This is a genomic window from Rhizobium sp. Root1203 (assembly GCF_001424945.1).
Lineage (GTDB): Bacteria > Pseudomonadota > Alphaproteobacteria > Rhizobiales > Rhizobiaceae > Rhizobium.
In genome coordinates, this window is the sequence record NZ_LMCW01000012.1 from 34,778 (window position 1) to 58,358 (window position 23,581).

Below are 23,581 nucleotides of genomic sequence, written 5' to 3' on the forward strand. Positions count from 1 at the left end.
CGCCCCGGGTCCCTCAGGCTGCGATTGCCTGGCGAGCTGTTGCCATGGTCATCTTGCGATCGGCGCGCTCCTGCTGTGGCGAGCGGTGATAGAGTTCGCGATAACACTTCGAGAAATGCGACGCGGAGACGAAGCCACAAGCGACGGCAACCTCGACAACCGGCATGGAGGATTGGACGAGGAGGTGGCGCGCACGGTCGAGCCTGATCTCGAGATAATAGCGTGCGGGTGAGCGCCCCATTTCCTGTCGGAACAAGCGCTCGATCTGTCGGCGCGACAGGCCGGCCCCGTCGGCAATCTCAAGAAGCGACAGCGGTTCGGCCAGATTGCCTTCCATGAGTTCGATAATAGAGAGCACCTTGCCGTTCTGCACGCCAAGACGGGCGCGCAGCGGCAGACGCTGACGATCATGTGGGCTGCGCACGCGATCGGTCAGGTGTTGTTCACAGACGCGGTTGACGAGCGTTTCACCGAAATCCTCACCGATCAGGTTCAGCATCATATCCAGCGATGCGGTACCGCCCGCGCAGGTGTAGAGATTGCTGTCCACTTCATAGAGATCGGCATAGACCTCTGCCTGCGGGAAGGCTTCGGAGAAGCCCGGCAGGTTTTCCCAGTGGATCGCACAGCGCTTGCCGTTCAGCAGGCCAGCCTGTGCAAGCACATGCGCGCCGGTACAGAGGCTGCCCACCGCCACGCCGCGATTGTAGGTTTCGCGCAGCCAGGCGTTGACCGACTTGTTGTTGAACTCCTCGACGTCGATGCCGGAACAGACCAGCACCATGCTCGGACGGTTCTCGCCGCCGAGATTGCGACGCTCGTCGGCCAGCGAGGTGTTGGCCTCGATTCCGATGCCGCAGGAAGAATAGACCTTCTCGCCATCGACCGAGGTCAGACGCCAGTTGTAGGCCTGATAGCCGAGCATGCGGTTGGCGATGCGCAGCGTGTCGATGGCTGCCGAAAACGGCAGCATGGTGAACTGGGGAACCATGAAAAAGACCAGGGAGCGTTTCTTATGCGGCATCTTGTTCATGAGACCATTCCGTGCTCGAGGACGATCGTCTATTGGTTGCTTGGAATGCGTCGTTTTGATATCTCAAAAACGACATTGACATGGAAAAATGCGGCCGCAAAGAGCAAATTGCGACATTGCTCAAGTTGATGTTCGTCAATTGACGATCGGCAGCGACAAAAGTTCAATCGCGATGCGTCGAAAAATACATGTGCCTGAAATTCAAGATTAAAATCCGGGTGGCCGAAAATGGGGAAGGCGGCGCTGCCGGAAACAGAGCGCCGCCTTCAAGAGGGTCGGTATGTCGCATTCATTACATGGCCTTGCGTTCGTCCGAATCGTCTGCGGAGGGCCAACCGATATCCTTGCGCATATCGAACGGCATGGACTCGATTTCACGTGCCGCCTGCCACTGATGCCATGCGTGAACGATCTTGCGGGCATAACCTGATACGGACAGATGGAGGTCGCCTGAGGACGACGGCTTGCTGTCTCTATAACTGATCGTGGTCATCGCGATTTCCTTTTCTCCTCGAATGACATCTTCTTCATGACTACTGATATGGGCCTGTCGTGCTCATCAATCAAACGAATAGAGTTTATGGCTATCATCAATCTTTTTGAATGAATCCCGAGGTCGTCCTGTTCCGAAACCGACGGACGCCGACGCCGCGTGCGATGCAAATGATGCCGCCGGTTGCAGGGCCGACCGGCCTTGTTCTGACCGTTCAAAGCACGATGGAGCGCGGTTAAGTCTTGTGCACATGACCGCACTCTCGCCCGGCCTTCCGGCTCTCACGCCTACGACTGAAGGCGCCGCAGTATGCTGCCGAGTTCCGCCACGGCTTGCATCGGGGTTGCTGCGGGAGCGGGAGGCGGCGCGAGGATCGTCCCCTGCACGTCGCGTGGCGAGCATCCCAGCACCTGCCGAAAGGCACGGGTGAAGGTGCTGGCGTCGGAGAAGCAAAACATCTCGGCAAGTTCGGTGGTCGTGAAACGGTTCGTGGGATCCCGCAGCATCCGATAGGCAGCAAGCAAGCGTTGCCTTTGAATGTAATGGGACACCCCTTGCAACGGTTCGAACAGAGAATAGAGCGTCGAACGAGATACGCCGATGTCCCGGCAGAGCGTTGCCGGGCTCAGCGTCGGGGATAGCAGGTTCATATGGACCCGCTGGCGCGCACGTTCCAGACGCGTCGACGCGATCGATTTGCTGGCCTCTGCCAGCCTGTCGGGCGTTGGGGCGACGCAGGCGATGATCATCGCCGCAATGGATTCGACCAGGCGCGGAACGTCTTCGGACGCCATTGTGGGGAGCCGTCGCTCGACGGATATGAAGAAATCTGACAGGAGCGCACCAAGCCCGTCGTCGGGGAGCGTCCCGGAGTGCGTGTCAAGCAAGCCTGCCACCGGGCGCAGGAGGTCGCGCGGAATGAACAATGTCGATACGCTCGAGTCCGCCGCAGCGCCGCTAAACTGTCGTCCGAGAGATCGAAAATAGACTTGCGGCGAGCCCTCGAGTGCCTCCTCGGTGTGCCGCGCGCTTTCGGGCAGAACAAAACACCAGTGGTCGAGTGGATCCTTTCTCAGATGTTCCCAGCTGCGGGGTACCAGCGGGCCGGGCATGCGGGATGACGTGAACGCGATGGCGCCCAGGTCCCATACCTTCTGCTTGAAGGTAAAGGCGTGACGATTGTTCGGCGACAATGACACATCGATGACAGCTGAATTATAGCTACGCCAGGCCTCGAACTGATGTTCCTCCGGCAATGAATGCGTATCGAAGATCAGCGGTACAATTCTATTCTTGACGATCATCAATCCTCTGGTGTTCCGGCAGCATCGCCTTGAGGCTATTCATAGGGACACTCTGATTGATACTCTGTCAATGTTACATCTGATATCGACTAGGTTCGATGCCTGCCAATTCGCTTTGCCGTTGCTATGGATGGTGTCGACGCCTCTCAAAGAGAGCTGTGGCTGTACTCAGGTTGCGATGACCGCATTATGCAGTGGCCGCGCCCGTTCGGCGCAAGGCGAAATATTCCCATAGGGCCACCATGAGCAAAGTAGCTGCGCTGACGATCTGAATGGCAATATTCGTCTGCCACGGCACGACCGCCAGCGTCGATAGCAGGACGACCAGTCCCGCCAGGTGGGAAAGAGGCAGTTTCCTTGTCGCTGCAAGCTTGAGCCACAGGTTTCCAAGCAGAAAAAGTGCCGGCCCTCCGAGGATTGCGAGAGCATTTTTCATGCTGCTTTGCTCGCCAGGATGCGAGAGGGTGAAATCCTCGCCGACGGCTGTGAGAATGATCCCCGCTACGATCGGCAGATGCCCATAGGTGAAAAGATTATGGGCAACAGTTTCGGGCGCCGATGTCGCTTCTGCCCTGTCTGCGGCTTTTTGCTGTCCGTGATGAAAGTAGATCCACCACATGAAGCCGGTGATCAGGAAAGCGCTGCAGAAGACCGCAAAAGTCGTGCTCGATTGCATATGTTCCGCAGCGTTGCGGCCGGTCGTCAGGATCGTTTCCCCGAGGCAAAGTATCACGAAGAGGGCGCATCGCTCGGCCATATGCTCTCCTGATACGTGCAAGGTCTCGCGAGGCGACCGTCCAAGCCATGGAACCCAATAGCGCGCGGCGGGAGACGTATATTCGATCAGAAGAGCGATCGCCCAAAATATCACGCGTTCTTCCAGTGCAGCGAATGCGCCTAGAAGCCAGAACAGGCTTGAGACAAGGATCCACACTGTAATGCGAAGAAAGGTCAGATACGACGCCCGATCGACCTGTCGAAAAGCGTAGAGAGTGAACAGGGAGCGACCGAGCTGCATCGTGCAATACAAGCCGGCAAAGGCCTTTCCATGGTCGCCATAGGCCTCCGGAAGTGCAATTGCCAGGAGAACGCCGCCGAACATCAGTGCGAAGAGCAGCAGCCTGACGGCTTCCTGTTCGGTGTCGAGAAGGTTGGTGACCCATGTGGTGTAGATCCACAGCCACCAGATCGCCAGGACGAGCAAGAGGTTCTCAGCGGCAGTCGCCAGGCTGAAGTCCGTTGCGAGCGTATGCGACAACTGAATGAGCGCGAACACAAAAACGAGATCGAAAAACAGCTCCGGGAAGCTCGCTTTGGTCCGTTCTGCGCTCTCCTTGCGAATCCAATTGCTCAAGAGGGGCATCCTTGAGTTCTTTCAGGCCATCTGGAGGCGCGGCCTCGTTTGATCCTGATGCTGTCGGACGACGGGAGGTAGCGCGCTTTGCAATGCCGGCAATGGGCGGGACGCGGGCTTTGCCGACAATGTTGCCCGGCGCTTTCACGACGTCCATGATGGCAACCGATTCCAATAGGGACAATGCGGGACGACCGATGCGTATCTTTCTCGTTCGCCATGGCGAATCCCTCGGCAATATCGATGAAAAGGCATACGGCCAATTCGGCGATCACAATGTTCCGCTGACCCAGTGGGGTCATCGGCAGGCAGTGGAGACCGGCCGGATCATCGCGTCCTATCTGGAGGGTGCGCCGACCGCCGGGCTCCAGAAGCTGCGGATCTGGTACTCGCCTTTCCTGAGGACGCGACAGAGCAAGGATGCCCTTCTGGAAGCCTTGCCGGCCAAATTTGTTGGCGACGTCCGCGAGGATTATCTTTTGCGGGAGCAGGATTTTGGTCTCTTTACCGAAATCTACGATCACGCCGAACGAAAGCACAAGTTTCCCGATGAATTCGAAAAGTGGGCCAGATTGCGCAGCAGCAGCGGCAAGTTCTATGCGCGGCCGCCGGATGGCGAGAGCCGGGCAGATGTGGCTCAGCGCGTTCGCCTTTTCCTGCAAACAGTCATGCACGACTCCAAAAATGGTGCGGACAACATCGTTGTCGTCGGCCATGGTGTGACCAACAGGGCATTCGAAATGAATTTCCTGCAACATCCCGTCGATTGGTTCGAGCGCTCCGACAATCCGGGCAACGCCGACGTCACCCTGATCGAGGGCACTCGCTCGAGAGGTTACTCGTCGATCCTGCTTCATCACGCCGCCGACCGGCAGGAGGGGCAGGAGGGCGACATGCGCGAAGCCTTTGGTGCCGACCTGACGATCACGTCGAAGGCCGAGACGCAATAGCCATAGCCGGACGTCCGCCAAGGTGCCGGTTAACGCTGAGGTATCGCGACTCCGGCGCTTTGGCTCTCTCTGATCAGGTCGACAAAGGCGCGAAGTTTTGCGGGCAGGTGCCGACGCCCCGGATAGTACAGGCTGAGTCCGGGGTAGGAGGGTGTCCAGTCGTCGAGCACCTGCACCAACCGCCCCGCGACGATATCCTCGGCAACCAGCGATTCCGTCAGGTATGCCAGGCCTGCCCCGCTGCGCACAGCCCGCAGCATCAGCTCGCTTTCGTCGAGGATCAATCGTCCGGGAACATCGATGACGAGGCTTTCTCCACGCCGTTCGAACTCCCACGCGTAAATCGTGCCGCTTGCCATGCGCGCCCTGATGCACTCGTGGTCATTCAGATCCGACGGCAGCAGGGGTATCTTCCCTTCCTTGAAGTACGCCGGAGATCCGACGATGACCGAGCGGATGGTTCGGCTGATCGATATTGCGATCATATCAGGCGGAACGGCCTCCGCTATGCGGATGCCGGCATCGAAGCCCTTTGCGTTGATATCGACGAGGGCGCCTTCCGTGGCGATCTCGACGTTCACCGCTGGAAACCGCTTGAGGTAGGCGAGCACAATGGGCGTCAGGATCATGCGGGCTGCGCCAAGCGAGGTGTTAATCCGCAGTGTGCCTGCAGGCTCTGCACGGTGCTCGTCGACGATGTCGATGGCATTGCGGATTCCGGCGAGCGCGGGCGTCACCTCGGCCACGAATTGCTCGCCCGCCGACGAAAGCGACACGCTGCGTGTCGTGCGATTGAAGAGGCGAACGCCGAGCCTGGCTTCCAGGGCGGCAATCGCCTGGCTTACCGCGGAGGAGGAAATGCCGAGATCGCGCGCGGCCGCGCGGAAGCCACCGTTTGCCGCAACGGCCACCACCGCTTCCAGCTCCAGAATGTTGCCACGGATCATTGTCCCTGTTTCCTTATCAGCTCGCGCATATTTGGTCAGCTTATCAGGGCAATGGCGATGTGCCACATAATGTTCATCGAACACGGAGAATTTTCATGCGCATTATCGACCGCATTTACATCGATGGGGCATTCGTCACTCCTCATGGCGAAGAGATCGCCAGCCTCTATAATCCCTCGACCGAAGAGGAGATCGGTACGGTCCGGCTGGGCGATCACACGGATGCTCTTTTAGCCGTGGCCGCGGCAAGGCGTGCCTTCCAGAGCTTTTCGCGGACGACAAAATCGGAGCGTATCGGCATGCTGAAGCGGCTGAGTGCCGCCATCGCATCTCGCGCTGAAGAATTGAGCGAAGCCATGGCGCTGGAATACGGCGCTCCGCAATATTTCGTCGGCTTCTCGGTCCCCCACGCAGCCTCGGTGTTCCTCGACATGGCCGAGACGCTTGCGGCATACGACTTCACCCGGCAGATCGGACGTGCAGAGGTCACGATGCAGCCGCTCGGCGTGGTTGCGGCGATCACCCCATGGAACAGCAACTATGGTTTCATTTGCAGCAAGCTCGCCACTGCGATCGCTGCGGGCTGCACCATCGTTATCAAGCCGAGCGAGATGAGCGCCGTTCAGACAGATCTCCTTACCGAATGCCTGCATGAAGCCGGATTGCCGCCGGGTGTGTTCAACATCGTCACCGGGCGCGGCGACGTTGTCGGCGCGGCCCTCAGCGGGCATCCGGATGTCGCCAAGGTGAGCTTTACCGGCTCAACCGCTGTCGGAAAGCAGATTGTCCGTACCAGTGCCGATACCCTGAAACGCGTCACCCTGGAGCTTGGAGGCAAAGGTCCGAACATCATTCTCGACGACGCTGATCTCGACAAGGTCATTCCAATTGTCTTGTCGATGGGTCTTGCCAATAGCGGCCAGGCCTGCGTGGCCGGCACCCGGATCCTTGCGCCTGAAAGCCGTCTCGCGGATATCCTGTCCCGGCTGAAGAGTGCCGTCGAGGCGATCAAGACCGGCGACCCCAGGGATTCCAACGTGCGGATCGGTCCCATGGTCAGCCAGAAACAATATGACCGCGTTCAATCCTATATTCGGCTTGGGTCTGAGGAGGGTGCGGAATTGCTGGCGGGAGGCGAGGGGCGTCCCGAGGGGCTCGAGCGCGGCTGGTTCGTCCGTCCGACGGTCTTTGCAGGCGTCACCAACGAGATGCGCATTGCCAGGGAAGAAATCTTCGGGCCGGTTCTCTGCGTCATTCCCTATCGGGACGAGGAGCAGGCGGTCGCGATCGCCAATGACACCAGCTACGGGCTGCAGGCTTACGTCCACGCGTCAGACGACGAGCGCGCCCGGCGCGTCGCCGACCGGCTTCAGTCGGGTCGGGTGGTGATCAACGGCGCCCCGCACGAACCCCTCGCGCCGTTCGGCGGTTTCAAGCAATCGGGTATCGGCCGCGAATATGGCGTCTTTGGTCTTGAGACCCATCTGGAACCCCGAGCGGTCCTGGTGTAGCGCATCTGAAGGCGGCGTGACGCTGCCTTTGCCACAGGAGGCACGGGACGCCGTCACTCCAATCTCGCCTTGTGGTGGAATTTCGGACCCGCCGCGCCCCCACAGTCCAGAAACATGTGGTTATCGCATGGAGGACGGGTGTTTCTGTGTACGAATCGTATCAATCGGCCGCCGGCGCCCATAAAGTCGTACTGTCTTCGTGAACGCAGAGCGAGTGCATGTCGTCCTTCAGGTTTATCCACGCAGCCGACCTCCACCTCGGAAGCCCGTTCCAGGGTCTTGCCCTCAAGGATCCCGATATCGCGGCGATCTTCGTCGAGGCGAGCCGAAAGGCTTTCTCCACGCTGGTCAGCCGTGCGATCGAGCTTGGTGTGGATTTTTTCATCATTGCGGGCGACGTTTATGATGGCGACTGGAAGGACAACAAGATTGGCCTCTTCTTCAACCGTGAAATGGCCCGGCTCGAGCGGGCCGCGATACCGGTCTACCTGCTGCGTGGCAATCACGACGCGTTGAGCGTGATCACCAAGACGATATCCCTGCCGTCGAACGTCCACGAGTTCCCGACGTCCAAGCCTGGATCGATGTCTATCGAAGGGCTCAGGGTGACCCTTCACGGGCAGGGCTTTGCGGAGCGATCCGCCAACGACAACCTCGCACTCTCCTATCCTGCTCCCGTGAAGGGGTACTTCAATATCGGGGTATTGCACACGTCACTGACGGGCAGGGAGCCGCACGCGTCCTATGCCCCCTGTTCCCTGGATGACCTTCGCTCACGCGGCTACGACTACTGGGCGCTGGGCCACGTGCATGAATTCGAGGAGGTGGCGACCAATCCGCCGATCGTGTTTCCGGGCAATCTCCAAGGTCGCAGCGTCAGGGAGGTGGGTGCCAAGGGAGCATTGCTGGTCACCGTCGACGACGGGCGCGTCGAGCTGGAACGTCTCATCGTCGACGAGGCCCGGTTTGCCATGGTGGAAATCGCCGTCGACGTCGATCACAGTTCGTTGGAAATACTGCAGCGTGTCGAAGCGGCAGCGCGTTCGATCCGCGCGGGAGCGGATGGGCGCACGACTGCGCTCCGTGTTCGATTGAAGGGGCCCTCGCGCCTTCACAGGAATTTCACAGCAAACCGGCTGCAATGGATCGATGAGGTGCAAGCGGCCTGCCATCGCGCTCATGAAGACATCTGGCTGGAAAAGCTTGAGCTGCAGATTATCGAACCGCCTCTGATGACGGAACCGGCCGACGGGATACTGGACCTCGGGAGGCTCGTTGCCGAGCACGGCAAGGACGCGGACTTGCAAACCGAGGCGCAAATTCTGATCTCCTCGATCGTGCCGCGCCTGCCTGCCGGTATCGGTGCCGGCGACCTTCCCCTTGATATCTCCGTGGACGCACTTATCGAAGAGGCTCGACAGCTCTTACTCGCCCGTGGGGCGGGAGCGGACTGAGATGCGTTTCGACCGCCTTGATATACTACGCTACGGAGCGCTGACAGATCGGCCCTTGGAGTTTCGGGCAGATGCGAAGCTTCATGTTGTCTATGGCCGGAACGAAGCTGGCAAGTCGTCAGCGCTGAAGGCATTCTCAGACCTGCTCTTCGGTTTTCCCCATGAGATCTCGGAGAATTACCTCCATGAAGCCTCAACGTTGCGGATCGGCGCAGCCATAACGGCGCGCGGGGGCAACGACATCCGGTTTCGTCGCCGTCGCGGACGGAAGAACACGATTGTCTCCCATTCCGATCAGGAGACGCCCCTTCCGGACGATGCGCTTGCACCATTTCTCGGCGCGTTGGGTCGGCCGGTATTCGAGCGAGCCTTCGGATTGGATACACGCCGTCTGCGCGATGGCGCGACCGCCATGCTGCAAAGCGGCGGCGAGATCGGCAGTCTGCTGTTTTCAGCCGCTTCGGGGCTGACAGGGTTGACCAACCTTAGACGTACCTTGGACAGCGACGCCGAGGGGATTTTCGCGCAGCGCCGGTCGAAGGACAGGCTTTTCTATCAGGCACTGGAGCGTCACGAGGAGGCCCGAAAAGCCGAACGCGAGCACGAGCTGAAGTCCGGCGATTGGAAAAAGCTTGTCGACGAGGTGGAACGCGGTGACGCAGAGCTTGCTGAACTGCAAGGGCGCCGGCTTGAAAAACGTCGGGAGCATAGCCGCCTTGCCACTCTGCGAGGTCTGGAGCCCTTGATCCGCGAAATCGATGCCGATGCGATGGCAGTCTCTGCGTTCTCCGATCTAGACGGCCTCGCCGATATGGAAGACCGTCTCCACACCGCAATCGATGCGCATCGGCGTACTGTCGAGAAGACGGACACGGCGCGCGCGGATGTGCTCCGACTGCGCGACGAACTGAGCGTCGCCCAGGTTGACGAAGCGCTCTTCAAGGCCGCAGGCAAGATTATCGAGATCTATGCCGGCAAGTCGGCCTATCTTGCCGCGAAATCGGACATTGGCCGCGTGCGGGGCGAGGTCGACGAGTTCGATCAGCGAATACGCCAGTTTACCCGCAAGCTCGGTTTCGATGGCGATAGCGACCATCTGGCGAATATGCAGCCGACGGATGCCGCGCTGGCACGTCTCCATCGGCTGATAGAGGTCGGGCGTGAATTGCGTCGGTCGCACGCTGACGTCGAGCGGAACCTCTCGAAGGAGCGAGCCTATCTCGAGGATCTGGAGAACATTCACGATGGCCCGCAACCCGTCGACCCACGACAGCATTCGGACCGGCTGGCAGCTCTGCTGGGCGACCTCGGCGACATCGCCCGCATCGACGGTCTTCATGTTCGTGTCGAACGTGCTCGGTTGGAACTCGAAGATGGGATCGGCCGGCTGGAGCCGTCGATCGACAGCCTAGACCGACTTCTGGCGGTTCCGCTGCCTGACGTATCGACGCTTCAGGGGCATCGACGCCTCATTGAGGCAGCGGCGACCGCTCTGCGCGAGATATCGGGCAAGAACGCGAACGTCGCCGCGGAGGCGCAGGCGGTTGCCGACGAAATGAGACATCTGGAACGCGGCGATGTGATCGTGACGCGGGAGGAGATTGCCACCGAACGAAAACTCCGGGACCAGTTGTGGCGCGAGCTGACCGATCGTCCGACGCCGGCGGGCTTTACGGGTGTCGAGGCAGCGATTTCGCGGACGGACCGCCTCGCAGACCTGGCTTTGTCCGATGCGGAGCGGGTGGCGCGTCACACACAGTTGCAAATGCGTTCCTCGGAGCTGATCAAGACCGGAGAGAGACTGGCGATAGACGAGAATAAAGCAAGAGCGACTCTTGCCGGCCTGGAAGCCCGCTATCTGGACCTGTTCGCACAGTCGGGCGTCATACCGCTCGGTGCGGAGCCGATGATCGAGTGGCGCCGAGCCGTGGAGGCTCTTGCCATCCAGCGGGCGTCCTTGAATGCGATGGCCGACGAACTTTCGGTCCTGCGGATCAGCCAAGATCGCATATTTCCTCTGCTCGCGGATATCGCACGAGACACTGCCCTGCCAGAGGCCCGCACGTTGCCCTGCACGGTTCTCGGGCGTGCCCTCGTTCGCCACATCGACGTCATGGAACAGCGTTGGAGCGAGAGCCGCGCCACTGAGGGAAAACGAACTTCCAGCCTCGATACCATACGCGATATCGAGGCTGAGGCGGACGATTTGCGGGGCCGGACCGAACGTTGGCAGGCCGAGTTCGCTGAGGCAGCCTCGGCGGTCCACCTGGAGGAAACGGCCACAATCGAGATGGCGGAAGCCACGATGGACATCTGGCGACAGGTGCCACAGGTGCTTTCGGAGCGGGAGAACCGAGATCGACGGGTGAGGGGGATGACGCGCGACATCGGTGTCTTCGAGGAGAGCGTCAAGACATTGACAGGTGAGATTGGCGCCGATCTTTCGCAACTGTCGGCCGACGCGGCGATCGATATCCTGCATCACCGTGCCGTCGCGGCGAACGCCGAACATCAGCGGCGCGCCAGGCTGGTGACCGATCTCGATCTCGCCGAACTCGCTGTTGCCAGGTGCGAAGGCGAAGCCGCGACCTGCCAAGATACCCTCAGCGGATTGACCAGTTCCCTTTCTCTGCTTGTCGAGCCGTCGTCTCTGCTGCAAAGGCTGGGGGAACGCCGCACTTCGCAGGCAAGGCTTCTTGCGAGCCGGCGACGCTTCGTCGAACAGGCCAACGGTCTGCGCGAAGACGATGTCCGCTGCGAGCTCGCTGACTTCGACCGAACTGCGGCGGCACTTGCCATCGAGGAACTGGAACGCGAGGACGCCGAACTCGTCGACCGCCTTGGCGACGTGACCGCGAGCCTGGCCGAGAACCGTCGCAGGAGGCAGGAGCTGGAGACGGGCAAGAGCGTCGAGTATGCGGTTTTCGAGAGGCTCTCCGCCGAGCAGGAAACAAGGGAGCTGGCACGGCAGTGGGTTGTCCTGAAGCTGGCGGCCAGGATGCTTGCAACCTCGATGGAGTCCTATCGCGAGGCTCAATCTGATCCTGTCATCCTCCGCGCTGGCGCGCTGTTTTCGGCTTTAACGGGAGGTGCGTTCCTCGGCCTGGTGCAGGAGTATGGCGAGGATGACGCACTTCATCTTCATGCCGTGCGGGCGAGCGGCGAGCGAGTCCCGCTTTCGGGCCTGAGCGAGGGTACCGGTGATCAGCTCTATCTCGCTCTGAGGCTTGCCTTCCTCGAAGACTACTCCTCGCGCAACGAACCGGCCCCGTTGGTGATCGACGACATTTTCCAGACGTTTGACGACGACCGGACCCGGTCCGGCCTGCGGACGCTTGCGTCAACGGCGCAATCATTCCAGACGATCCTCTTTACCCATCAATCGAGTGTGGTGGATCTTGCGAGGCAGGAGCTTGGGGAAGCCGTGGACATCATCGGACTGTAACGTTGCATTCGCCACTCAAAAACAGCCGTGCCGCGGCGACGAGTTGAAGATCGAGCTCGTTTCGATCAAGATGCGCCGGGTTTCGCGGTCCATCGGACGGTGCTAGAGGAGTTCTCAACATGTCTCGGCCGCCATTGCCGCCCTTCACGCTCGATAGTGCGGTCGAAAAAGTTCGACTCGCGGAGGACGGATGGAACAGTCGAAATCCGTCCAAGGTTGCCCTGGCTTATACCGAAGACAGCCGCTGGCGAAATCGTGCCGAGTTCATCAGCGGGAGAGCGGAAATTGAAGCATTCCTCGCCAGAAAATGGGCGCGTGAGCTCGATTATCGGCTGATTAAGGAGCTCTGGACGTTTGCCGGCGACAGGATCGCCGTGCGGTTTGCCTACGAATATCACGACGACAGCCAGAACTGGTATCGAGCCTACGGGAATGAGAACTGGGAGTTCGATGACCATGGCCTGATGCGCTACCGTCATGCCAGCATCAACGAGCATCCGATCGCCGAGGCCGAACGCAGATTTCGCTGGCCACTTGGACGTCGGCCCGACGATCATCCGGGACTGAGCGACTTCGCTTTCTGATCGTTCGCAGCTTGAAGGCGGCGGGACGCAGATTCACTCGCTGGACGGCCGGAGCACGGGTATTCGAGTGCTCCGGCCGATCCGCAATGATGCCTATCGTCTGGTCGGTTTCAGCGCGCGCCTCGTTCTTGCACCGTTGGCCAGGCCCTCCAGAGCCGCAACAGTTGTGGGCCAGTCGATGCACCCGTCGGTGATGCTCTGACCGTATGTGAGGGCTTTGCCTGGAAGCAGATCCTGGCGACCGCCGACTATGTTGCTTTCGAGCATGGCTCCGATGATGCGGCTATCCCCGGCGGCAACCTGGTTCGAAATGTCCTGCAGCACCGAGGGTTGGTTTTCGGGGTTCTTCCGGCTGTTGGCGTGGCTCGCGTCGATCATGACGCGCGGCGGTAGCCCGACGGCGACGGAAGCGGCCGCGGCAGCCTCGACATTGTCGTGGTCGTAGTTCGGCTGTTTGCCGCCGCGCAGAATGAGATGGCAGTCCTCGTTGCCGCGTGTGGACGCGATGGCAGCGCGGCCGTCCTTTGTCACTGCCGGGAAATGATGAGGCTGAGACGCCGCCATGATCGCGTCGAGTGCGATCCGCACGTCGCCGCTCGTGCCGTTCTTGAACCCGATCGCGCTGGAGAGGCCGGAGGCAAGCTCCCGGTGCACCTGGCTCTCCGTCGTGCGGGCGCCGATCGCGCCCCAACTTACGAGGTCAGCGATGTACTGCGGCGTTATGGTGTCGAGAAACTCGCAACCCGCCGGGAGACCCATCGCGTTGATGTCGAGCAAAAGCTTTCGGGCGATGCGGAGTCCATCTTCGATCCGGAAGCTGCCGTCCAGATTGGGATCGTTGATCAGCCCCTTCCAGCCGACTGTCGTGCGTGGCTTCTCGAAATAGACACGCATGACAATCTCGAGATCATCGCTCAGCCTCTGGCGCTGTTCTGCGAGCCTGGAGGCATAGTCGATGGCCGCGATCGGGTCATGAATGGAGCACGGGCCGACGACGATCAGGAGCCGGTCGTCGTCGGTCGTCAGGATATTATGGATATCCTCACGTGCCTCCAAAATCGTCTGGCTGACGATTTCGTCTCGCGGTTGCTCCCCGATGATTTGTGCGGGCGAGGAAAGTTCGATGATGTTTGCGATGCGCAGGTCGTCTGTCGAGTTCGACACGGTATTGGTCTCCAGGAGGTCATACCGGGCGCATAAAAAAACCGCCAGGTTGACTAGCGGTTGGTCGGGATCGGTTTGCGTCTATCTACTCACGCGTTTTCCCACCTCCGCACAACAGCGCGGAAGTAATAAAATCGGGAAACATATGCACAAGCGGATGACATGCGAGCTAGCTACAGCAATACGCTCGCGTTGTCACCCCGATAAATCGAGAGGTCGTCTCGATCCGGTCGCGCTCCGAAGCTGGCTGGTGGCTCGAAGCGTCACCCCACGACTCCCATGTCTGCACGCCGAGGTCGTCTGCCAGATGGGCTGGCAAGCGCGCCAGGTGTTTCCGCACCCACGTCCTGGTCGCATGGGTGCGCTGGCGGGACCTGAGTTGTTGCAGCTTCTCGATGATTGTCTGAAGTGTCATCGCCTTGCCTCCTTTCCTCAAGATCGTGCGATCCGATGAAAGCCTAGCCATCGATTGACTTTCAGACAAACAAAATGATATGGTCTCATAAATCAGAAAAATTGAAAGATGAGACGATGACATTTTCGCTTCGCCGTCCCATTCCTTTGCTCGACAACGATGTGTTGCGCACGTTCGTGGCAATCGCCGAAACGGGCAATTTTTCGACTGCCGCCGAAGCGGTTTTCCGAACTCCGTCGGCTGTTTCCATGCAGATCAAGAAGCTCGAGGAGCAACTCGGCGCGACGCTTTTCCTGCGGGATGCCCGCTCGGTGTCGTTGACGCAGCACGGAGAGGTCCTTCTCTCCTACGCACGAAATATTCTCGCGTTGTCGAACGAGGCCGTATCGCGCTTCATCATGCCCGAGCTCAGCGGCGTCGTCCGCCTCGGCGCACCGGAGGATATCGGCGAGCGGCTGCTGCCAAGTATCCTCCGGAGCTTTGCCGACAGTTTCCCCGGGATCATGGTCGACGTTACGATCGACATGAGCATGGGCATCAGGAAGCGCATGGAAGAGCAGAGGCTGGATCTGGCGCTGATCAACTGCGCAACGCGTCCGCTGCCGACCGACGGCGAGATCGTGTTTCGCGAGAGGCTCGTGTGGGCGGGCGCGAAATGCGGCACCGCCCATAGACGTGACCCTTTGCCGATCTCCATCTGGGAAGAGGGCTGCATCTGGCGCTCGGAAGCGCTGTCGCAGCTCGAGCGCATGAAGCGTGATTATCGTATCGCCTTTCTCAGCGGTCACACCATGGCCCAGCGCGCCGCCGTCGTCTCCGACCTGGCGATCGCGCCGCTGCCGCGCTCCTATGTCGGTGAGGACATGGCGATACTGGGTGCGCAGGAGGGACTACCTGAACTCGGCTCCTTCGACATCCGTCTGTTGACTGCCTCGCAGATGTCAGGGCCGGTCCAAGCCGTGGCAGAAAGCATCCGGTTCGCCTTTGCGGAAAAGGCGAAGGCTATTGCCGCTTGAGAAATCCGAAGGGGTGAAACCTTTTGCTTCCCAGTGCGTTGAAAGACCGCAGCAGTCCTGGCGACTGCCTCAGGGAGCCATTTCAAATAAAGGATTTCCAAAATGACGACTACGGTTAGAATCGGTGCCGCCATCGTTCTTCTGCTTGCGCTGACCTCCTGCGCCAACACCATCCGCGGTGTCGGGCACGATACGGCCAATGCCGTGAATGCCACGCAGGCCGCCGGCCGTTCGGTGGATCGCGCTGTACAGTAGCGGGCGGCCTTATAGCGCTGCCGGTGGGTACGCCTTGACGAGACCACCAGAGACATTCAATCCTGCGCGGAACGCCGCATAGGCTGGATGCTGGCTCGACTTTGCAGCTTCCATCAGGCGAATCTGGAGGCGTGGCGGTGCCGCGTCTCCTATCCATCGCCCCAGATTTTCGAGCTTCAACGAATGCAGGAACGAAGCGCGTGCGGCTTCGTCGAGATGACGATGCAAGCCTTCGATCACATTGTCGTCCTGCGCGGGGTTTTCCAGGAGAAGCGCGATGTAGGACTTGTCCTGCTCTCCAAGCGCTGAGAACTTGGCAGCGATCGTTTCGCGATCTGGGAACGGGGCGGACGTCATCTAAATCTCCATTGGATCTGTTCGGCGCGACCCGCGAGTCGCCCGACGAAGCTCGCGCGGCTTATAAGGCAGCGAGGGATGCGCGGAAATACCCGTATAGAAAAAGGCCAGACACCGGGTATGAGTGGCGTAGTCATGGCGGGTCAGAATACCCTACAGACCGGCCTTCACTCTTTCCGCAATATCTGCCGGGACCCACTTGGTCCAGAGATCGGCATAGTTCCTCAGGAAATAGAGCGCCGCCTCGCGGTTGCTCTCCTTGTGCTCGTCCTGCCAGGCCAACACGTCGTTGATCGTGCTGTTGTCCCAGGATCGCTTCTTCAGGTAGTTCGCCACCGGTGGCGCGCGATCGACAAAGGCCCTCGTCATGATCGTAAAAGCGCGCGATACCGGATAGGAATTGACCTGAGGGCGGGCGCAACCCGGAACGATGGTGCAGCTCTCCCACTCCGCCTTGTCGTGGCCGACGCCGAAGCCCAGCCGTGTCATGTCGTATTTTCCCAGAATTGCCGTCGGCGCCCAGTAGTAGCCGAGCCAGCCGACCTTCTTTCCGAACGCGGCGGCGATTGAATCATCGAGCCCTTGCGGTGTCCCGGTATCGACCAGACTGAAGCCGTCGCTTCCTGCGCCAAGGGCACGGAATAGGTTCGCCGTCGTTATCTGGCAGCTCCAGCCCGCCGGGCAATTGTATACGCCGCCTTGGGAGGCGTCCGGCGTGGGAAAAAGCTCGGGATGCTTCAGTGCGTCCTGCACGGTACGAATGTCGGGGTTTGCATCGGCGATGAATTTGGGAATCCACCAGCCTTCGACGGCCCCGTCGGACAGAATCTCGGCAGCCTGAACGATGCGGTTCTGCTTGACAGCCGCGTCGAGTTCCACGCGTACCGAGCCGACCCAGAATTCGGAGGCGACATCGGGCTCGCTCTTTTCGTTCATGGACAGGAGTGTGGGCTTCGTGTCGCCGGGGACGATCGTGACCTTGCAGGCATAGCCGGTCTCCAGGATGATCTTGTCGAAATTCGCGGCGATGCTGGCAGAGGGCCAATTCATCCCGGCAATGGAAACATTGCCGCATTCATCCGCAGCGGCAGTGCCCGCCACGCTCAGCAATCCCGCGGCGACTATGATCGACGTGCAAAAAGCTCTCATTTGCTGTTCCCGCTTTTGTACAAGCACCGGCAGACTACACGCTCTGCAGATTGCAGGGGATCATCTGCAGCGTGTCTCTTGGCCGTCGCTTTGACGCCGATGCTGGCGTCTTGAAAAGGAGCCTACCCCTTCGCATGGGGAAATCAACGCTCTTCTGAAATATGGGAGAGGATTTTAAGCGGCTGATTTAAAATAGTTAATTTCGACGGAATCAGCGCTGTAGCACAGCGCGAGTCTGCGGTTGCACGACCAAAAATCAAAAAAATCCGGAAATTCATCTTTGCTTAATGGCTCACTAACTCTCCGGTAAGATTGTGACGCTATGAGTTGTTGCGTGGCGGGGGACATCCGCTGCTTCTCCGGATCAGGTAGTGCGTCCCGGAGAAAGCGAGTTTCGTCGTGTATGGGCGAATGCGCCAGAGTATTTCGGCAAGCCGCGCGATCTCAACGAGGTCTGCGCGGCTTTCGCATTTTCGGCGGTTGCGATTGACCGATGAGGAACGGTCGTTGTAGGCCGGTGGCGACCGTTCGGAGCTCGCGACAATGACAAAAGCCATCATGCTGCAGGGAACCGGCTCTGACGTCGGCAAGACGGTGCTGGTGGCCGGGCTCTGCCGGCTCGCCGCCAATCGCGGTATAAGCGTGCGTCCGTTCAAGCCGCAGAATATGTCGAACAACGCAGCCGTGGCCGACGACGGCGGAGAGATCGGCCGGGCGCAATGGCTGCAGTCGATGGCGGCACGGGTGCCGTCGTCGGTGCATATGAACCCAGTGCTGCTGAAGCCGCAATCGGAAAACGGTAGCCAGATCGTCGTTCAGGGCAAGGTCTGGGGACAGGCGAAGGGACGCGATTACCAGAAGCTCAAGCCGCAACTGCTCGACTACGTCATGCAGAGTTTTTCCCGCGTTTCCACCGGGGCCGATCTGGTTATCGTCGAGGGAGCGGGATCGCCGGCGGAGATCAATCTCAGGGCGGGCGACATTGCCAACATGGGGTTTGCGACGCGCGCCGGCGTGCCTGTCGTGCTGGTCGGCGACATCGATCGCGGCGGCGTCATTGCGTCGTTGGTGGGAACGCATGCGATCTTGTCCGATGAAGACCGAGCAATGATTTCTGGTTACGTCATCAACAAATTTCGCGGCGACGTATCACTGTTCGACGACGGTATCGCGGCTGTCGGGCGTTTCACGGGCTGGTCGAGTTTGGGCGTCGTGCCGTGGCTGAAGGCCGCCTCGCGTTTGCCGGCCGAGGACTCCGTGGCGCTGGAACGGCTGGCTCGGAGCGGCGGCGGAGCACTGAAGGTTGCTGTCCCGGTCTTGCCTCGGATTGCGAATTTCGACGATCTCGATCCGCTGAGGGCCGAACCGGATGTCGATCTGGCGTTCGTGCGACCGGGCGAGCGGATACCCGCCGATGCACAGTTGGTCATCCTGCCCGGCTCCAAAGCGACGATTGCCGATCTGGCGGATCTGAGGGCGGCGGGCTGGGATGCCGATGTGACGGACCATGTGCGGCGGGGGGGACGCGTCATCGGAATTTGCGGCGGCTATCAGATGCTCGGCGTGAAGGTGCAAGATCCCGAAGGTGTAGAGGGCGGCGCCTTGGAAGCCGAGGGTCTTGGCCTGCTCGCGGTTGAAACCGTCATGGCGCCGGAAAAGACGGTGCGCAACAGCGAAGCGACGTCGGTCGAGTGTGGCGATCCACTGTCAGGCTATCAGATCCACCTTGGTGTGACCCGTGGTGAGGATTGCGGCAGGCCGTTCGCCATCGTGGACGGTAAGCCTGATGGTGCCGTTTCGGGCGATGGGCGGGTCACGGGGACCTACCTGCATGGTCTTTTTTCCAGCGACGCCTACCGGTCCCGGCTGCTCCGAAGCTTCGGTCTTGCCGGCGGGATACGGAACTACCGCGCAGGCGTCGAGCAGGCGCTCGACGAGATCGCCGCCGAGCTTGAATTCCATCTTGACGAACGTTGGCTCGGCGAGCTGCTCAGCTAGATCTCGCCCGACACTTCCCGGCGGCGGCGGTCGAGCTCTTCGCTGTAACGGCGCAGCGTGTGGGCCTCGCTCAACTGACCGACCACCGTTCGCTCCACCAGATTGTTGACGACGGCGAGTGCTTCGCTTTCGGTCTTGTCGAAGATGGCGGCGGCCTGCTTGGCGTTCATTTGCGGTTGCAGGAAGTCGTTGCGGTAGCGCACGAACTGGTCGACGCCGTTGCTGTCGTCATCGCTGTCGGTCAGGCTTGCATAGATCTCCGGAACCAATACCAAACCTGCATATTTGCCGCTGTCCTCTACAAGAATGACGCGCTGTGCGGAGCCGATCGGAAAGCGCTCCTTGAATTCCTCCATTGAAATGCCTGCCCTGGCGGTCTTCACGTCGGCGCGCATCAACTTGTCGACGGTCAGATTGCGGATCCAGCCGACATCGTGGGCGCTACGGATGCTTTCGCCACGCAGGTGGAAGCGCCAGGTGGCGAAGGAGTAGCCGAACGTGCTGCGGACCACCAGTGACGAGCTGAGGACGGCGGCGAGCACGAGTACGGTTATTGGAAAGTCGCCGGTGATTTCGAGCGCGAGAAACGTCATGGTGAGCGGCCCGCCGATGACGGCGACCGCGAGCGAACTCATGCCGACCACGGCGTAGATGACGGGTGTTAGAGTGGCGTGGGCAAAATAGGGGGCAGAATAGGCAAACAGCTTGCCCAGCAGCGCTCCCATGAACAGGGATGCGAAGAACAGGCCGCCTCTGAAGCCCGAGCCGATGGATATGGCTGATGCAAACGACTTCAGCAGGAAGAGGCCGACCAATATAGGGATGGCAACTTCACGGTCGAGGTTCAAGTGCAATGCGCCGTGGCCTGCCGAGAGCACCTGCGGTGTCACGAGGGCAAGCAGGCCAACGATAACGCCGCCAAGCGCGGGTCGCAGCGGTGGGGCGATCGAACTCCTTCGGGCGAGCTCTTCGATGAAGGCAACGCCCTGCATGATCAGAATACCGACGCCTGCGCAAAACGCGCCGAGCAGCACAGCCGGAACGTAATCGGCCGGCATGACCGATCCGAACGAGCCGACGTCGATGACGAAATCGCTGCCTGCAAGAAAGCGCGCCACCTGCGTCGAAACGAGTGCGGACACGACGACGGGCGTCAGCGATACAATCGTGTAGGTGCCGATGATCAATTCGAAGGCGTAGAAGGCGCCTGTCAGCGGTGCGTTGAAGGCGGCCGCGATCGCGCCGGCTGCGCCGCAGCCCACGAGAACGCGCAGGTCCGAGCGGCGCAGTTGCAGCTTGAGCCCAAGCTTCGAGGCAATGCCTGACGCCAGCTGCGTATAACCGGCTTCAAGTCCCACGGAAGCGCCGAAGCCATTCGAGATCAGGTTCTGGACGGCCACCAGGATGCTGTCCGTCAGAGACAGGCGGCCACCGTGGAGCGCATTCGCCTCGATCGGGTCGACCATCGGCTTCTTGCGTGTCTTCGCCAGGATGAACATCAAGAGACCGAGCAGCACGCCGCCGCAAACGGGCGCTGCAAGCAGGAGGAACTTGTTGTCGATCTCGGAGGAGCTCAGCCTTTCGACATCGCTGATGCCGAAGATCAGGCTATGCATCTCGCGGGAAACGAGACTCATGCCGGTGACCGCTAGGCCGGAGGTCACCCCGACGATTGCGCCGGCGATGACCATGCCCATTTCGCTGCGGCGCAGGAGTGCACGCATGCGTCCCGCATCCAACAGAGTGTGAAGCGGGCCGTACCGGCGGAGATCGATTTTCAGGAGCATGGCAAGGAAACTAGGCGGGCAAGGGCCCGGTCAAGGGCGAGGGAGGAGGGTGACGAATGCGACGGCATCCGCTTGCGGTGCAATTGCGGCAAAAGCCCGGCGATGGCAACTGTTTTTTGAAGGATTAAGTCACTGATAAAAGACGATAAATATGGTAGGCATGATCGTCTTTACGGTTCGTCGCAATGGTTTTCTCATTCCACTGCGCACAGGCAAGCCGATTGACTTCCCTCCGGCGCTTGCCTAACCATGAATCCATAACGGATGGTTCCGGACCGCCAAAAGCGTTTCGGATGAAAAGGGAATGTGACGGGGCGGACCCATTCAGGGCGCTTTCATCACAGCCGACCCCGCGACTGTAGAGCGGTCAGGGTCTTCCGTCCGGCGTCGGATGCGTGTTACCGGCTGTCTGCATGGCGCAGGCGGGTGAGGCGGGGACGATGACGGAAAAGCCACTGGTAGTGCAAGCATGATCAGCCGGGGCTGGACGCCTCTTTGTCTACGAATCGTCCGCCTTTTCATGATTGCCGCCGGGAAGGCGAGGAAGATCCGCTGGCACGATCAGGGCAACCGGTTTCCGGTCCACCCCGATCGCGGCCCGCACCCGCGAGCCAGGAGACCTGCCATATCGTGCCGGGCGCAGAGCCCATCCATGGGGTGACGTCCCCGCTGCCAGCACGGAGGTTGTCATGGCTGAACGGCAGATCTACCGACCGCGTCACGCGGTCGTCGCACCGATTGTTTGCAGGCTTAGTCTGCAGATCGGATCTTATTTCCCATGAACACCTCTTCTTCGGGTGCCACCTTCGTTCTGGGTGGCGCGCGGTCTGGAAAGTCGCGCTTTGCCGAACGCCTGGTCGCGGCAACTGGTCTGGAACGTCACTACGTGGCTACGGGGCGCGCCTGGGATGAGGAGATGCGTGCGAGGATCGAGCAGCACAGAACAGATCGCGGCGATCTCTGGACCACCCATGAGGAGCCGCTCGACCTGGTCGGATGCCTTGCGGCCGTCGATGGCGAGAAGCATGCGATCCTGGTGGATTGCCTGACGCTCTGGGTTACCAATCTGATGATGGCGGAGCGCGACATGGCGGCAGAGTTTGCTGGCCTCGCCGCCTATCTGCCGACGGCGCGGGCCCAGCTCGTTATCGTTTCCAATGAAGTCGGCCTCGGCATCGTGCCTGAAAACAGCATGGCGCGGGATTTCCGCGACCATGCCGGCCGGCTGCACCAAATGATCGCGGCGGAAGCTGCGAATGTGTATTTTATCGCGGCTGGACTGCCGCTGAAGATGAAGGGTTGAATTCCATGAACCAGCAGAAGATTCCCGCGACCGTGATCACGGGTTTTCTCGGCGCCGGCAAAACGACGATGATCCGCAACCTGCTCTCCAACACTGGCGGGAAGAAGATCGCGCTCATCATCAACGAGTTTGGCGATCTCGGCGTCGACGGCGAGGTGCTGAAGGGCTGCGGCGCGGAAAACTGCACCGAGGACGATATCATCGAGCTCACCAACGGCTGCATCTGCTGCACGGTCGCTGACGACTTCATCCCGACGATGACGAAACTCCTCGAGCGCGAGAACCGCCCCGACCATATCGTCATCGAAACCTCGGGCCTCGCCTTGCCGCAGCCGCTCGTCGCGGCCTTCAACTGGCCGGATATCCGAACACAGGTTACGGTCGATGGCGTGATCACGGTGGTTGACAGCGCCGCTGTCGCCGCGGGCCGTTTTGCCGACGACCACGATGCTGTCGAAGGACTGCGCGTCGCAGATGAATCGCTCGATCATGAGAGTCCGATTGAGGAGCTTTTTGAGGATCAGCTGACCTGCGCGGACCTGATCGTTCTCAACAAGACCGATCTTCTCGACAACGCTGGCCTGAGCCGCGTTCGTGACGAAGTCGCCTCGCGCATTGCCCGCAAGCCTGTCATGATCGAAGCAAGGAACGGCGAGGTACCGGCCAGCATACTGCTCGGTCTGGGCATCGGAACCGAAGGCGACATCGGCAACCGAAAGTCCCATCACGAGCTCGAGCACGAGGATGGCACGCCGCATGATCACGACGAATTCGACAGCTTTGTCGTCGAACTTGGCCCCGTTGCCGATCCCTCGGCATTCGCCGAGAAGCTGAAGGGCATCATCGCGGAGCATGACGTGCTGCGTCTCAAGGGCTTCGTCGATGTCCCGGGCAAGCCGATGCGTCTTCAGGTGCAGGCCGTCGGCAGCCGCATCGATCACTATTTCGACCGCGCCTGGGCACCTGGCGAAGCGCGCGGCACGCGCCTGGTGGTGATCGGGCTGCACGAGATGGACGAGACCTTGGTGCGCAAGGCGATGGAAGGCCTAGTGTAGGGAAATC

20 protein-coding genes and 1 riboswitch are annotated in these 23,581 nt (G+C 60.4%); of the genes, 10 read left to right on the forward strand and 10 right to left on the reverse strand.

The window, feature by feature from the left end; all coding sequences use genetic code 11:
• Window positions 1–13 precede the first annotated feature (13 nt).
• The 4 genes from ASC97_RS36230 to ASC97_RS10645 all read right to left on the reverse strand — a co-directional run bounded on the left by ASC97_RS36230 (window position 14) and on the right by ASC97_RS10645 (window position 4,193).
• Window positions 14–1,033, reverse strand: a complete 1,020-nt coding sequence (locus ASC97_RS36230; RefSeq protein ID WP_057468330.1) for a GlxA family transcriptional regulator — start codon at window positions 1,031–1,033, stop codon at window positions 14–16.
• A gap of 292 nt (window positions 1,034–1,325) precedes the next feature.
• A complete protein-coding gene (locus ASC97_RS10635) occupies window positions 1,326–1,526 on the reverse strand; it encodes a hypothetical protein (protein WP_057468331.1) in 201 nt (66 codons plus the stop codon).
• Between the two features lie 287 nt (window positions 1,527–1,813).
• Entirely contained in the window at window positions 1,814–2,830 is a 1,017-nt protein-coding gene (locus ASC97_RS10640) for a helix-turn-helix domain-containing protein (protein ID WP_057468332.1), read from the reverse strand.
• Window positions 2,831–3,017: 187 nt separating this feature from the next.
• Window positions 3,018–4,193 carry a low temperature requirement protein A gene (locus ASC97_RS10645; protein WP_057468333.1) on the reverse strand — a complete coding sequence of 392 codons (1,176 nt, stop codon included), beginning with the start codon at window positions 4,191–4,193 and terminating at the stop codon, window positions 3,018–3,020.
• Between the two features lie 188 nt (window positions 4,194–4,381).
• Here ASC97_RS10645 and ASC97_RS10650 point away from each other — a divergent pair, with 188 nt between their 5' ends.
• On the forward strand, window positions 4,382–5,134 hold the full coding sequence (locus ASC97_RS10650; protein ID WP_057469310.1) for a histidine phosphatase family protein: 753 nt from the start codon (window positions 4,382–4,384) through the stop codon (window positions 5,132–5,134).
• 29 nt (window positions 5,135–5,163) lie between these two features.
• Here the strand turns inward: ASC97_RS10650 and ASC97_RS10655 are convergent, their stop codons facing one another.
• A complete protein-coding gene (locus ASC97_RS10655; protein ID WP_057468334.1) occupies window positions 5,164–6,081 on the reverse strand; it encodes a LysR family transcriptional regulator in 918 nt (305 codons plus the stop codon).
• A 95-nt stretch (window positions 6,082–6,176) separates the two neighbouring features.
• Between ASC97_RS10655 and ASC97_RS10660 the strand changes: the two genes are divergently transcribed.
• The 4 genes from ASC97_RS10660 to ASC97_RS10675 all read left to right on the forward strand — a co-directional run bounded on the left by ASC97_RS10660 (window position 6,177) and on the right by ASC97_RS10675 (window position 13,075).
• Window positions 6,177–7,592, forward strand: coding sequence for an aldehyde dehydrogenase family protein (locus ASC97_RS10660; protein WP_057468335.1), 1,416 nt, complete (start codon window positions 6,177–6,179; stop codon window positions 7,590–7,592).
• Window positions 7,593–7,810: 218 nt separating this feature from the next.
• Window positions 7,811–9,046, forward strand: a complete 1,236-nt coding sequence (locus ASC97_RS10665) for a metallophosphoesterase family protein (RefSeq protein WP_057468336.1) — start codon at window positions 7,811–7,813, stop codon at window positions 9,044–9,046.
• A gap of 1 nt (window position 9,047) precedes the next feature.
• Window positions 9,048–12,491: an ATP-binding protein gene (locus ASC97_RS10670; protein WP_057468337.1), complete on the forward strand. Its 3,444-nt coding sequence runs from the start codon at window positions 9,048–9,050 to the stop codon at window positions 12,489–12,491.
• A 119-nt stretch (window positions 12,492–12,610) separates the two neighbouring features.
• On the forward strand, window positions 12,611–13,075 hold the full coding sequence (locus ASC97_RS10675; protein ID WP_057468338.1) for a nuclear transport factor 2 family protein: 465 nt from the start codon (window positions 12,611–12,613) through the stop codon (window positions 13,073–13,075).
• A gap of 93 nt (window positions 13,076–13,168) precedes the next feature.
• On the opposite strand, the gene ASC97_RS10680 is transcribed toward ASC97_RS10675, so the two are convergent.
• Entirely contained in the window at window positions 13,169–14,239 is a 1,071-nt protein-coding gene (locus ASC97_RS10680; RefSeq protein ID WP_057468339.1) for a 3-deoxy-7-phosphoheptulonate synthase, read from the reverse strand.
• Window positions 14,240–14,408: 169 nt separating this feature from the next.
• Window positions 14,409–14,654 carry a hypothetical protein gene (locus ASC97_RS10685; protein WP_156390350.1) on the reverse strand — a complete coding sequence of 82 codons (246 nt, stop codon included), beginning with the start codon at window positions 14,652–14,654 and terminating at the stop codon, window positions 14,409–14,411.
• Between the two features lie 74 nt (window positions 14,655–14,728).
• Between ASC97_RS10685 and ASC97_RS10690 the strand changes: the two genes are divergently transcribed.
• Both ASC97_RS10690 and ASC97_RS10695 read left to right on the forward strand, forming a co-directional pair.
• Window positions 14,729–15,670 carry a LysR family transcriptional regulator gene (locus ASC97_RS10690; RefSeq protein WP_200959457.1) on the forward strand — a complete coding sequence of 314 codons (942 nt, stop codon included), beginning with the start codon at window positions 14,729–14,731 and terminating at the stop codon, window positions 15,668–15,670.
• 102 nt (window positions 15,671–15,772) lie between these two features.
• Window positions 15,773–15,925 carry a hypothetical protein gene (locus ASC97_RS10695; RefSeq protein ID WP_057468342.1) on the forward strand — a complete coding sequence of 51 codons (153 nt, stop codon included), beginning with the start codon at window positions 15,773–15,775 and terminating at the stop codon, window positions 15,923–15,925.
• A gap of 9 nt (window positions 15,926–15,934) precedes the next feature.
• Here ASC97_RS10695 and ASC97_RS10700 read toward each other — a convergent pair whose 3' ends face one another.
• Both ASC97_RS10700 and ASC97_RS10705 read right to left on the reverse strand, forming a co-directional pair.
• Window positions 15,935–16,282 (reverse strand): hypothetical protein, encoded by a 348-nt coding sequence (locus tag ASC97_RS10700; protein WP_057468343.1) that lies wholly within the window; start codon window positions 16,280–16,282, stop codon window positions 15,935–15,937.
• Window positions 16,283–16,435: 153 nt separating this feature from the next.
• Complete coding sequence (locus ASC97_RS10705) at window positions 16,436–17,431, reverse strand: glycine betaine ABC transporter substrate-binding protein (RefSeq protein WP_057468344.1); 996 nt, start codon at window positions 17,429–17,431, stop codon at window positions 16,436–16,438.
• Between the two features lie 543 nt (window positions 17,432–17,974).
• Between ASC97_RS10705 and ASC97_RS10710 the strand changes: the two genes are divergently transcribed.
• Window positions 17,975–19,429, forward strand: coding sequence for a cobyric acid synthase (locus ASC97_RS10710; protein WP_057468345.1), 1,455 nt, complete (start codon window positions 17,975–17,977; stop codon window positions 19,427–19,429).
• Here the strand turns inward: ASC97_RS10710 and ASC97_RS10715 are convergent.
• Window positions 19,426–21,216, reverse strand: coding sequence for a chloride channel protein (locus ASC97_RS10715; protein ID WP_057468346.1), 1,791 nt, complete (start codon window positions 21,214–21,216; stop codon window positions 19,426–19,428). The two genes, ASC97_RS10710 and ASC97_RS10715, sit on opposite strands and share 4 nt — an antisense overlap.
• 248 nt (window positions 21,217–21,464) lie before the next feature.
• Window positions 21,465–21,858: riboswitch (cobalamin riboswitch) on the forward strand.
• Window positions 21,859–21,994: 136 nt separating this feature from the next.
• On the opposite strand from ASC97_RS10715, the gene cobU reads away from it, so the two are divergent.
• Both cobU and cobW read left to right on the forward strand, forming a co-directional pair.
• Window positions 21,995–22,519, forward strand: coding sequence for a bifunctional adenosylcobinamide kinase/adenosylcobinamide-phosphate guanylyltransferase (cobU, locus tag ASC97_RS10720; protein WP_057468347.1), 525 nt, complete (start codon window positions 21,995–21,997; stop codon window positions 22,517–22,519).
• A 5-nt stretch (window positions 22,520–22,524) separates the two neighbouring features.
• A complete protein-coding gene (gene cobW, locus ASC97_RS10725) occupies window positions 22,525–23,574 on the forward strand; it encodes a cobalamin biosynthesis protein CobW (protein ID WP_057469311.1) in 1,050 nt (349 codons plus the stop codon).
• Window positions 23,575–23,581 lie beyond the last annotated feature (7 nt).

Excerpts from the sequence above, each read along its gene's own strand:
- ASC97_RS36230 (WP_057468330.1), bottom strand. The coding sequence starts at position 1,033 with ATGAACAAGATGCCGCATAAGAAACGCTCCCTGGTCTTTTTCATGGTT.
- ASC97_RS10635 (WP_057468331.1), bottom strand. The coding sequence starts at position 1,526 with ATGACCACGATCAGTTATAGAGACAGCAAGCCGTCGTCCTCAGGCGAC.
- ASC97_RS10640 (WP_057468332.1), bottom strand. The coding sequence starts at position 2,830 with ATGATCGTCAAGAATAGAATTGTACCGCTGATCTTCGATACGCATTCA.
- ASC97_RS10645 (WP_057468333.1), bottom strand. The coding sequence starts at position 4,193 with ATGCCCCTCTTGAGCAATTGGATTCGCAAGGAGAGCGCAGAACGGACC.
- ASC97_RS10650 (WP_057469310.1), top strand. The coding sequence starts at position 4,382 with ATGCGTATCTTTCTCGTTCGCCATGGCGAATCCCTCGGCAATATCGAT.
- ASC97_RS10655 (WP_057468334.1), bottom strand. The coding sequence starts at position 6,081 with ATGATCCGTGGCAACATTCTGGAGCTGGAAGCGGTGGTGGCCGTTGCG.
- ASC97_RS10660 (WP_057468335.1), top strand. The coding sequence starts at position 6,177 with ATGCGCATTATCGACCGCATTTACATCGATGGGGCATTCGTCACTCCT.
- ASC97_RS10665 (WP_057468336.1), top strand. The coding sequence starts at position 7,811 with ATGTCGTCCTTCAGGTTTATCCACGCAGCCGACCTCCACCTCGGAAGC.
- ASC97_RS10670 (WP_057468337.1), top strand. The coding sequence starts at position 9,048 with ATGCGTTTCGACCGCCTTGATATACTACGCTACGGAGCGCTGACAGAT.
- ASC97_RS10675 (WP_057468338.1), top strand. The coding sequence starts at position 12,611 with ATGTCTCGGCCGCCATTGCCGCCCTTCACGCTCGATAGTGCGGTCGAA.
- ASC97_RS10685 (WP_156390350.1), bottom strand. The coding sequence starts at position 14,654 with ATGACACTTCAGACAATCATCGAGAAGCTGCAACAACTCAGGTCCCGC.
- ASC97_RS10690 (WP_200959457.1), top strand. The coding sequence starts at position 14,729 with ATGATATGGTCTCATAAATCAGAAAAATTGAAAGATGAGACGATGACA.
- ASC97_RS10695 (WP_057468342.1), top strand. The coding sequence starts at position 15,773 with ATGACGACTACGGTTAGAATCGGTGCCGCCATCGTTCTTCTGCTTGCG.
- ASC97_RS10700 (WP_057468343.1), bottom strand. The coding sequence starts at position 16,282 with ATGACGTCCGCCCCGTTCCCAGATCGCGAAACGATCGCTGCCAAGTTC.
- ASC97_RS10705 (WP_057468344.1), bottom strand. The coding sequence starts at position 17,431 with ATGAGAGCTTTTTGCACGTCGATCATAGTCGCCGCGGGATTGCTGAGC.
- ASC97_RS10710 (WP_057468345.1), top strand. The coding sequence starts at position 17,975 with ATGACAAAAGCCATCATGCTGCAGGGAACCGGCTCTGACGTCGGCAAG.
- ASC97_RS10715 (WP_057468346.1), bottom strand. The coding sequence starts at position 21,216 with ATGCTCCTGAAAATCGATCTCCGCCGGTACGGCCCGCTTCACACTCTG.
- cobU (WP_057468347.1), top strand. The coding sequence starts at position 21,995 with ATGAACACCTCTTCTTCGGGTGCCACCTTCGTTCTGGGTGGCGCGCGG.
- cobW (WP_057469311.1), top strand. The coding sequence starts at position 22,525 with ATGAACCAGCAGAAGATTCCCGCGACCGTGATCACGGGTTTTCTCGGC.